The following is a 9,435-nucleotide window of genomic DNA, read 5'->3' as shown; positions in this document are numbered from 1 at the left end:
ATAGACAACCAGCTAGGGGTGACGAGCAAGGACGATAAACTACCACAGAGAATGCTCACACCACATGCAAATAGGAGCGATACTAAGGTACCAAGCATAGTGGAGAAGTGGTTACCAATATATTATAGGAAGAGAGGATTAACAGAAGATGGAAAGGTTAAGGAATTAGACGTATAATCTAATACCTGGTAGCACTTTTACGCACAACATTTGGTGGATCATTTACATGCCTCCAGAGGCCCCTACTGAAACTTATGACTTGAATGCCCAATTCATCTATCGTAATATCGGTCATTAGAGGCTCCGTTAAATTTTCATCAACAGCTATGTACACCCGCGCCTGAGATAGTACCCTGCCTACATCGTCCAGTAACTGCGCTAGCACGGTATTCCTCGATATATAATTATGGGTAACTCCCGATGCTAGTTCAACCTCTATCAAATCCATATCGTCTATACTAAGCCCGATGTCCCTGGCTATGCTCGGTGTCACGGCGATTACAGGAACCTCACTCTCAGCACCACCATTAACAAGCACGATTATCTCGGAACTGCGCCCTGTGCTCTCATTGATTAATCTTACCCTTACCCTCACTACCACCTTCGACACCCACCCTAACGTATCTCCTAACCACCCTATACTTGCCGTATTTCAACTTAACATCCTTACGTAACCTAACCTTACCCTCAAGTAATGCCTCAAGCACCTCCTCATTAATCATGACCCTCTTAACCACATATTTTTTAATAGTTAGGGCTTCTAAAAGCCTTGCTTTAAAGCGTGCTTATCCCGTATAGTCTTTGGTATGGTATTGGTATGGCCTTCTGGTCTATATGGACCTCCACAACACAGGCCTTATCTGTATTCAATGCCTCCTCCAATGCACTTATCAACTCACTCCTATCGTGAACTACAACACCCTTAGCACCAAGGGATTCAGCTAGCATTGCAAAGTTTACCTGTGGTAACCTCACCAATTCATCAGTAACCCCTCCAAACCTAACCTTCTCGTAAACCCCAAGGACCCTATAGGCTGAGTCGTTAAAAACCACGATCTTAGGCTTAGCCCCATATTGAACTGCCGTGGATACCTCAAGACCCGTCATTAGGAATCCGCCATCACCAACAAGACCAACAACATCCCTATCAGGGTACATAATGGATGCGACAACAGCACCTGGTACGGCGAGTCCCATTGAGACATAGCTTGTTGTTGTTATGTACCTTTCACCCTCATAAATGGGCATTAGGAAACTTTCAATTCTATGCGCACCGACATCGCCAATAAATACCGTATTCTTCCTCACGAATACGTTCCTAACAGCCTTAATGACCTCCCAGGGCTTTATACCTCCTGATGGGCCAGTGTAATATTTATCGAGATCCTCATTCTCCAGGGACCATAATCTCCTTAACTCACCAGGTATATCCTCCCTACGCCTAATATTTCTCTTACGTAATTCCTGCAATAATTTCTCGAGGAAATAATGGGCATCAGATAGTATAGAAATGTGGGGCTTGTATGCCCTACCCAGATCGTATGGGTCAACATTCACATGAATAAGTTTACCTCTTATATCGAGACTATACCTACCAGTACCTATTTCACTGAACCTATTACCTACGGCTAGAACAACATCCGCCTTACTGAGTACCTCATGTGCTACCATGCTACCAGCCTTACCAACAGCAACACCCGCATAGAGTCTATGGCTACTTGGGATTACGTCTTTAGCCATCACGGTAGTCACAATTGGCGAATTAAGCAACTCAGCTAGCTTAATTACCAATTTTTCGGCATTGGCAATACGAACCCCTCTACCAACAAGGATAACTGGATACTCAGCCTCAGCCAATAAGTCAGCAACCTCAGCAACCTCCTCATCAGAAGCCAGAGGCCTCTCAATATTATATTGCTGTTTAGCCGCATGTTCAACATCGCTGTTGACGATGTCCAAGGGAATTTCGACATATACAGGACCTGGTTTTCCACTTAAGGCAATACTAAAGGCCTTCATTAATACGTCGCCCACCTCCTCAGGGTTGTTGATTCTAAAGGTAGCCTTAGTGATAGGCTTAAAGGCCATCAATTGTGCATCATCACTTGGTAATTGATGCATCTGGGTACCTCTGCCATCCCTAACAACCGTTGCTATAATCACCATTGGATCACCCTCAATAAACGCCTGAGCTGTGGGGGAAATGGCACCAAACACCCCAGGCCCTGCTGTGGCTATGATAACACCAGGTCTTGAAGACAACCTTGAATACACAAGACCCATAAAACCCATGGATGGCTCAAACTTAGCATTGATAACATGAATTCCGTGAAATGTTAATGCCCTTAATAGAGGCATTATGTTCTGCAGCTACTGTAAACACGTAATCCACACCACTAAGCAGTGAATCAATAAATACATCGGGAAAGAGCATAGTTATTACCTCAATCTTTCCCTAACATTCCTCATACTTACACCCCTAGTCTCCGGTCCTAAAAAGGCTCCAATACCGTAGAGCACAGCCGCTAGTATTGTAAAGAAAGATGCCGTAAACCAGATATTCCCATCCTCAATTGGATAAAATAATGCATATAATGGTATTGCATATAAGGGTATCCAAGCCCCAATGAACAAGCCTGAGCTATAACCAAAACCAACACCACTCGCCCTCCTCTGTGTGGCAAAGCGCTCAGATAGGTATGCGGGTACCATACCGTCTCTCCGGAGATGGCGGTTGATCCGCCGTCTCCTTCTCGACGGTCTCCCTGAGCCCCCTCACCGCAGCGGCTCCCCACCCTGTCGCCAGGGGTTCATCGCCCTGCGGGTCTTGGAAACCCAGGGTAACTGGCAAAGGTGTTGGGGTTGGGCTTTAAAACCCATCGCTTCACCACCAATGGTAATAGGCGTTACGAATAATCGTGAAAACCGAAACAGCCCAGACCCACTGTGTTATCCAGCCAACAACCACAGTCCCGATTATAAGTAATAAGTAATTCCTAAATGTAGCACCAAGGTACCATGAATACCAGGCTGGTATAGCTACGATAGCCGATGTTAAGGCTCCAATGATGAATGCCCTCCTTCTTCCAATAATATCTGATACTCTACCCCACGCAGTATCGGCAACTATAGCCATGTACCCAGCTATCCCATAATAAAATGCGGCTTGGCCTAATGGTAAACCTGCCCTTGTAAGAACACCAACAGCAAAGTCAAATAATGACCATGAACTAAAGAAGAGACCCGTCATTAATAGCATTACCTGTAGGAAAACCCACAGTACAGGAGGCTTAAATAAACTGAAGAAGGGCACCCTCTCTAACTGCCCCTTTTCTTTAACTTCACGAAAGACAGGTGTGTCTGGTAGTAAATACCTAAGGGTAAAGGCCACTACTGCTGGTAGAAGACCCGTGAGGAAAACGTATCTCCACCCATAGGCATACATGGCTTTCTCTCCTAATATGCCTGTGAATAAAGTCACAACCGTACCTCCTAAACCAACGCCAACACCAAATGCACCCTGTAAGAGGCCACCAACAAAACCACGCCATCCAGAGGGACTGTATTCAATAGCATAGGCATGACCAGCCGCGTACTCTCCCCCTATGAATATTCCCTCTATAAACCTCATGATTGAGAATATTATGTAAGCTAAGATACCGACCTGCGCATATGTTGGTATTGCCGCTGTTAATGCGCTCATGCCGGAGAAGCCAAGTATTGTAATCATTAAGGTATCTCTCCTACCTAGTCTATCACTAAGATTACCAAAGAGGGCACTACCTACGGGTCTAGCTATTAATGTGAATGCATAGCCAAATAATGTTATGTAATAAGCCAACCAGGCAGGTAATTTTGACGGCAAGAGAACCTTAGCTAAAATGGGAGTTAATGATGTGACGAACATGAGGTCGTAGGCATCGAGCATAAAACCCAGTGACTGGGCTGTGACGGCACCCACACCCTCCCTAGTCCACCTCTCCTCATGAACATAACCCATACGTTAAGGTGATAATCGAGGAAGTATTTAAGGAAAAAATCTAAACTGTATTAATTTCATTTTACATCGTACATTTACCAAGAATAAATTATTTCTTGCAGAGATCTTTCAGTAGTTTTCTTAGGGCTATTCCGTCCTCATTACCGTAGCCCTTACTGCTTGCCATTATGTATAGCTGGACTGCTAGGCTTGTCATTGGTAACGGGCAGGTCACATCCTTAGCCGACTCCAGTGTGTACATTAGGTCCTTGATTATGAAGTCTATGGGGAAGTATGCTGAGTAATCCTCCTTCATAAGCTTATCACGCCTAGCCTCAAACCAATAATTATAAGCCGCAGTCTCCCTAGCCGCACTGAGGAACTTCTCAAGGTCAACACCAAACTTCGAAATGAACTCAATACCCTCGAGTAAAGCAACCAATTGCGCAAAGCCTATTGAGTTCGTTATTAACTTGAAGGCCACAGCAGCCTCTATGGAGCCCATGTAGAATATCTTACCTGACGACAAGTTCATGAACAACCTCTGAACATTTGGATCCCTAAAAACATCCTCAGGACCACCAACGAACAACGGCGTCTCACCCCTCTCAGCCTGTGGCACGGTTAAACCAAGCATTGCAACGATGAATTTAATACCCCGACTCGATAATTCACTAGCAACCCTTAACTTACTCGAAATGTCGGTGGTACTGGTTTCAACGGCTATTAAACCGGGTTTTGCCCCATGAACGATGCCATTAGCCCCTAGGTAAACATCAAGCACATCCTCAGCCTTAGGCACATTCGTAAGTACAATATCAACCTTAGAAGCAAGATCAGCTGGTGAGGATGCGCCTTTAGCACCTAGTTTCTCAAAATTCTCAACCTTAGACCTAACAATATCATAAACGTACAAATCATAACCCCTCCTGAGAAGATTCCTAGTAAAGGCACCACCCATCCTACCCAAACCAACAATACCAACCCTCATCAAAATGAGACTAGAGTCCTTAATATTTAAGTACTAATTACTACAGGTAAAAATATTAAAATTATTCATGCGATGCATTATTTATATAAGCGTTGATTATTTTTCTCAGGGCGTTCCTTAGGTGTATATTAATCGTAGCCTTACTCAATCCAAACTCCCTAGATAAATCATCAAGCTTTGCATTCCTTGGGTAATTAAAGAAACCCTTATTGTATGCCTCAAGCAATACCTTCCTCTCTATATTCGTCAATTCATAGATTGGCGAAGTAAATATTGCATGTTTAGATAACCTACTCACCTTAAACGTTATTACCCTACCATAAATACTTAATTAATTCATTATATAAATCATTAAACCTCAAATCAACATCATTACCCTTAGTAATGAAGTATGCCGTGAAATCCTTAACACCATTACCAACATGTGAGCTTACAACTATGCCGCCATAATTAAGGATTATGTACTTCAGCATACCCCTAATATCACCTAAAAATATAACCTCATACTGCCTATTGCTTAGCTTATTTACTGAAACCACATCAATGATATTTCCCAGATACCTAAACCTTCTAATGAAAGATTTGAGGGTATCTTTTTCCTTACCATTAACAGTAATAACTTCAAAGCTATACCCCCGCTCCTTATACGGATAATAATACCGCATTATGGTCATCACACCATCAAAATCCCTGGTATAATAACTCCAATCATTGAAGTGCTCCATCTGAACATAAAGCTTTATTAACTTCATAAGTATAAATATTTTTGTTAAGGATATTTTTATCTTTTCTTCCTTAATTTGAGTAATTGTTTCATTTTCTTATTTTTATTTATATTTAGTAAATATACTTATTCGGATTCATAATGTCGTTCGGATCAAATAACCTTTTTATATTTTTCATGACCTCCAGCGTCTTTATGTTATTCCTTACGAGGTATTGCTCATAAAGTAACTCCCTCTTCTGAAGCCCAATACCATGCTCACCACTTATTGTACCCCCTAACTCAATCGCTATGCGGGCAACCTCATAATACATCCTTTGGGCAAGCTCCTCCTCTCCAGGTTTGTAGAGTATATGTGGGTGCATATTACCATCACCAATATGCGCCAGAATCGGCATTGGCTTTCTATACTTATCACCAAGTTCCTTGAGCCTAATTATTGCCTCTGCGAGCCGTGATATCGGTACTGTTATATCCTCTGAGTAAAAACTTCCATATACAGCCTTTATAGCCTCACCAGCCCTTGACCTAAGTTCGTAAATCCTACGTGCCCCCTCCTCATTAATAGTAACGATATTTAGGCCATTAATACGTATATTAAGTAACTCGTCAATTAAATCCTCCTCAATCATTATAATAACTAGGCCACCATCTGCAACTTTTAAACCAGAATTAAATGCCTGGTTTACCGCATTAATTGCATATGGATCCATATACTCCATTAATTCCGGCATTATACCCCGCCTCCTCACCTCATAAACGAATTTAGCCAGGGTCTCCATATCATCTAAATACACAATCAGTGTTTGTACCTTTCTTTTAGGCAACGGTATTATCCTAAGCCAAGCCTCGGTTATAATTCCTAGTGTACCCTCACTACCAACGAATAGGTGGACCAAGTCATAACCAGTCCTGTTTTTCTTAAGGGGCTCACCAACCTTAATGACTTCGCCGGTTGGTAAAACAACCCTTAATGCCAGGACCCAATCTTTAACTGTTCCGTATTTTAAGGCCCTCATACCACCAGCGTCTGTGGCTATTATACCAACTGTGCACATATAATGACTAGCTGGATCTGGTGGGAAGAAGAAGCCGTATTTAGAGAGCTCCTTGTTGAGATCATCTAATACTACGCCAGGTTGAACCCTCACATACCAATCGATCGTGTTGATCTCAAGTATCTTATTCATCCTTCTCATATCAAGTAGTATACAACCATCACAGGAAACAGCCCCTGTCAGGCTCGTACCAGCACCCCACGGAACTATCGATATACGGAACTCCCTAGCTAACCTTACAATATTAATGACATCATCCTCACCCTGCGGGTAAACAATAACTAGGGGCTTGACTTTAAAACCAATGAAATCTGTACGCTCTTCAAAACTAATTTCTAGCCCTAAATCTTTCAATTTATTAATAATTAAGTAATTATTACCTCTCACGATATTACATAATTAAGTCAATAGACTATATTTTAGAGCTCTAACAGGTAAGAATTAGAGCTCTAATACTCTTAATACAGTGAAACTTCAATGAGTGGTGTGCAGTACTCAAGGGAGGAGATAGAACGTGGTATCGCCAAGTTATATCAGGTGGTTCTGTCGACAAAGAACATAACTGCGCGTTACATAGTAATTCTTGCTTTAGCGTCTCTATGGGTGGATGCCTATGATTTCGCAGCCTTCACATTCGCAACCGCAGCATTTAAAGCAACATTTCCCTGGATGTCAACATACCTATTCGGTTTAGCCGTTGCAGCCGTTCAGCTTGGTGCTACCATTGGTGCTATTGTTGGTGGTTGGTTGACTGATAGGATTGGTAGGAGGAACATGTTCATACTCAACATGATACTCTTTACAGTGATGGCTATCGGCGCTGGTCTAGCTCCTGATCCATATACATTTACGGTATTTAGAACGTTACTGGGATTTGCATTAGGAGCTGATACAGCTACGGGCTTCACCTACATCTTCGAATATCTCGAAAAGCAACAAAGGCTATTTTGGTCAAACCTATGGCAACTTCAGTGGTATATTATGTACCTAGTGACGATAGCGCTCGTTATTCTGCCCTTCTACTTTATAACGCATACACTTTCTCACTGGCTCTGGAGGATAATAATGTTTCTTGGTGGTATCTTTGCCTTCATAATATTAATGCTTCGAGCAAGAATACCCGAGTCTATCCTATGGCTTGCATACCAGGGCAAACTCGCCACAGCCAAACGAATACTAAAACAGACCTACGGCATTGACCTACCAGACGTCCCAGACGTAGATGTGGAGCTCAGGAAAGTTGCTAGGTCGTGGAAGAGTGTATTTAGTATATTCAGGAGGAGTAAGTGGAAGGAGCTTGTTTACTGTTTCAATGGTAATTTCGAGCAAGCCTTTGAGTTTTACTCGTGGGGTTTCTACCTGCCATACATATTGTTAACATTTAAATTAGCCGGTCCATTAGCCACGATAGAGGCTTCCGCAATATTCTATGGTGCTGGCGTCGTGGCTGGTGTAACAACTGCACTACTAACACCTAGGATAGGTACTAAGAGCCAATACGTAATGGGCGCATTTATGACTGGTGCTTCGATGGCTTTACTAGGTCTTACATTAATTCATCACTGGCCTCTATGGCTTGTTGTGCTATGGGCTTCAACATTCTTCTTCTTCCATGTTATTGGCCCCGCTAGCCAGGGCATGACCTCGATAAATGCTGCATTTGGTGCACGCGAGAGGGGGACAGCGGCAGGTTGGGGCTACTTCTTCGTTAAGTTAGCTGCTGTAGTTGGTTCGTTCTGGGCCCCGACCTGGTTTAAGATGATTGGTGTTTCCGGTACATTATTTGCGTTGTCTATATACGCGATAGCAACGGCTATATTAGGCTTGATTATAGGGTTTGATGCACGTAAATACCACCCGCCAGAGTTAGCAGAGGAGGCTAAGGTAGGCTGATGCGTAATGATAGGTTTAATTTAATCTTAAAATATTAATTGTTTTTATGATTTTAGTTTTATTGCTGGTGTTTTTTGTGTTCCTAGTTTTGTTATTGTTATTTCCACAATGTCTCCATGCCTCAATCCCTTATCCCTACCCGGTACTATTGCTGTTCCTGTTGATAGTAGGGTTCCATCTGGAACATCGTTGTTCCTAATTAGGTATTTTATTTGCTCCTCAACCCTCCTCCTCATTTTTGATGTGTTTGTTGTTCCCTCGAATATTACCTCATTACCCCTAATTATCCTCATTGTTATGTTTAGGTTGTATGGATTACCAACCTCATCAGGTGTGACTAGGAATGGTCCTATTGCGCATGAGCCATTGTATATCTTAGATTGGGGCAGGTAGAGCGGGTTTTGTGCCTCCAAATCCCTCGCCGATACGTCGTCGGATATTGTGTAGGCGAGTATGTGACCCTTGGAGTCAATAACAACACCGAGCTCAGGCTCCGGCAACGTCCACTCGGAATCACTTCTAATGGCTATTGGCTCCCCATGACCAACACACCTATTGGCCGTCCCCTTGAAGAATATCTCCGGTCTCTCGGCATCATAGACTAGTTCGTAGATTGACCTACCCTTTATCATCGCCACATCCTCCTCTGAATACCTAGCCCTTGCAACCTCATAAACAATACCACTACCCCAAACCTCAGGTGGATCGTAGGGCTTGGTAAACCTCAAGCCATTATACGTATAATCCCTACCCAACAACTCATCAAGATCAACATTAACACTAGGACCCA

The 9,435-nt window shown here is 42.9% G+C and carries 12 protein-coding genes; 2 read left to right on the top strand and 10 right to left on the bottom strand.

Translation table 11 applies throughout. From position 1 onward, the window contains the following. The first annotated feature begins 18 nt into the window (after nucleotides 1-18). A complete protein-coding gene (locus AAX04_RS12075) occupies nucleotides 19-177 on the top strand; it encodes an aldehyde ferredoxin oxidoreductase C-terminal domain-containing protein (RefSeq protein WP_255363642.1) in 159 nt (52 codons plus the stop codon). Nucleotide 178: 1 nt separating this feature from the next. Here the strand turns inward: AAX04_RS12075 and AAX04_RS12070 are convergent, their stop codons facing one another. From AAX04_RS12070 to AAX04_RS10985, 9 genes are all read right to left on the bottom strand, one after another. Continuing rightward, the gene (locus AAX04_RS12070; RefSeq protein ID WP_162270147.1) at nucleotides 179-610 is read right to left on the bottom strand and encodes a hypothetical protein; all 432 of its coding nucleotides are present in this window, start codon (nucleotides 608-610) and stop codon (nucleotides 179-181) included. After that, a complete protein-coding gene (locus tag AAX04_RS12065) occupies nucleotides 567-737 on the bottom strand; it encodes a hypothetical protein (protein ID WP_156519832.1) in 171 nt (56 codons plus the stop codon). The genes AAX04_RS12070 and AAX04_RS12065 overlap by 44 nt, the downstream gene beginning before the upstream one ends. Before the next feature lie 37 nt (nucleotides 738-774). Then, nucleotides 775-2,358: a thiamine pyrophosphate-binding protein gene (locus tag AAX04_RS11010; RefSeq protein ID WP_066798228.1), complete on the bottom strand. Its 1,584-nt coding sequence runs from the start codon at nucleotides 2,356-2,358 to the stop codon at nucleotides 775-777. An 81-nt stretch (nucleotides 2,359-2,439) separates the two neighbouring features. Beyond that, on the bottom strand, nucleotides 2,440-2,712 hold the full coding sequence (locus AAX04_RS12060; RefSeq protein ID WP_238377871.1) for a hypothetical protein: 273 nt from the start codon (nucleotides 2,710-2,712) through the stop codon (nucleotides 2,440-2,442). Nucleotides 2,713-2,884: 172 nt separating this feature from the next. Beyond that, nucleotides 2,885-4,000: an MFS transporter gene (locus AAX04_RS11005; protein WP_066798226.1), complete on the bottom strand. Its 1,116-nt coding sequence runs from the start codon at nucleotides 3,998-4,000 to the stop codon at nucleotides 2,885-2,887. 88 nt (nucleotides 4,001-4,088) lie between these two features. After that, entirely contained in the window at nucleotides 4,089-4,970 is an 882-nt protein-coding gene (locus tag AAX04_RS11000; protein WP_066798224.1) for an NAD(P)-dependent oxidoreductase, read from the bottom strand. A 61-nt stretch (nucleotides 4,971-5,031) separates the two neighbouring features. Continuing rightward, nucleotides 5,032-5,268, bottom strand: a complete 237-nt coding sequence (locus AAX04_RS10995; RefSeq protein ID WP_066798222.1) for a helix-turn-helix domain-containing protein — start codon at nucleotides 5,266-5,268, stop codon at nucleotides 5,032-5,034. Nucleotides 5,269-5,284: 16 nt separating this feature from the next. Beyond that, entirely contained in the window at nucleotides 5,285-5,722 is a 438-nt protein-coding gene (locus AAX04_RS10990; protein WP_066798220.1) for a hypothetical protein, read from the bottom strand. Nucleotides 5,723-5,807: 85 nt separating this feature from the next. Further along, nucleotides 5,808-7,139, bottom strand: coding sequence for an FAD-binding oxidoreductase (locus AAX04_RS10985; RefSeq protein ID WP_202904444.1), 1,332 nt, complete (start codon nucleotides 7,137-7,139; stop codon nucleotides 5,808-5,810). A 90-nt stretch (nucleotides 7,140-7,229) separates the two neighbouring features. On the opposite strand from AAX04_RS10985, the gene AAX04_RS10980 reads away from it, so the two are divergent. Then, nucleotides 7,230-8,645: an MFS transporter gene (locus AAX04_RS10980; RefSeq protein ID WP_066798218.1), complete on the top strand. Its 1,416-nt coding sequence runs from the start codon at nucleotides 7,230-7,232 to the stop codon at nucleotides 8,643-8,645. Between the two features lie 44 nt (nucleotides 8,646-8,689). Here AAX04_RS10980 and AAX04_RS10975 read toward each other — a convergent pair. Continuing rightward, nucleotides 8,690-9,435 (bottom strand): fumarylacetoacetate hydrolase family protein (locus AAX04_RS10975; RefSeq protein WP_066798216.1); only part of this gene is annotated, 746 nt, incomplete at its 5' end.

Source organism: Caldivirga sp. MU80 (assembly GCF_001663375.1).
GTDB lineage: Archaea > Thermoproteota > Thermoprotei > Thermoproteales > Thermocladiaceae > Caldivirga.
This window is presented reverse-complemented; position numbering and strand designations above follow the sequence as displayed.

What these genes read in the sequence shown, in the direction of transcription:
- AAX04_RS11000 (WP_066798224.1), bottom strand. Translation starts at nt 4,970, where the DNA reads ATGAGGGTTGGTATTGTTGGTTTGGGTAGGATGGGTGGTGCCTTTACT.
- AAX04_RS11010 (WP_066798228.1), bottom strand. Translation starts at nt 2,358, where the DNA reads ATGCCTCTATTAAGGGCATTAACATTTCACGGAATTCATGTTATCAAT.
- AAX04_RS11005 (WP_066798226.1), bottom strand. Translation starts at nt 4,000, where the DNA reads ATGGGTTATGTTCATGAGGAGAGGTGGACTAGGGAGGGTGTGGGTGCC.
- AAX04_RS10980 (WP_066798218.1), top strand. Translation starts at nt 7,230, where the DNA reads ATGAGTGGTGTGCAGTACTCAAGGGAGGAGATAGAACGTGGTATCGCC.
- AAX04_RS12060 (WP_238377871.1), bottom strand. Translation starts at nt 2,712, where the DNA reads ATGGTACCCGCATACCTATCTGAGCGCTTTGCCACACAGAGGAGGGCG.
- AAX04_RS10990 (WP_066798220.1), bottom strand. Translation starts at nt 5,722, where the DNA reads ATGAAGTTAATAAAGCTTTATGTTCAGATGGAGCACTTCAATGATTGG.